Annotated in this window: 1 pseudogene; it reads right to left on the reverse strand. The window is 65.4% G+C overall.

The window, feature by feature from the left end:
- Nucleotides 1-289 (reverse strand): annotated as a pseudogene (locus M0638_RS28635) (IS6 family transposase); the annotation flags it as partial.
- Nucleotides 290-347: the final 58 nt, after the last annotated feature.

Consider the following 347-nt stretch of genomic DNA (forward strand, 5'->3'; position numbering starts at 1 on the left):
CGGCACGCCAGAGGTAGTGCAGCTCGCCGTTGATCCTCAGGAAGACCTCATCGAGGTGCCAGATGTCGCCCGGCCTGGGTCGCCGCCGGCGCAGCTTGCGGGCGAAGTCGGCGCCGAAGCGCAGGCACCAGCGTCGGATACTCTCATGGGTGATGGTGATACCCCGCTCGGCCAAGAGCAGCTCGACGTCCCGCAGGCTGAGGCTGAACACATGGTACAGCCAAACCGCGTGGCTGATGATCTCAGCCGGGAAGCGATAGCCGGGGTAAGTGGCGGGGTCGCTCGTCATCCAATGAGCCTGGCCCAGCCCAGTCGTTTCGGCAACGGCTCGTCAGCGTGACAATGCC

Origin of the sequence: Roseomonas acroporae (genome assembly GCF_023223525.1) — a bacterium.
Classification (GTDB): Bacteria; Pseudomonadota; Alphaproteobacteria; order Acetobacterales; family Acetobacteraceae; genus Roseomonas_E; species Roseomonas_E acroporae.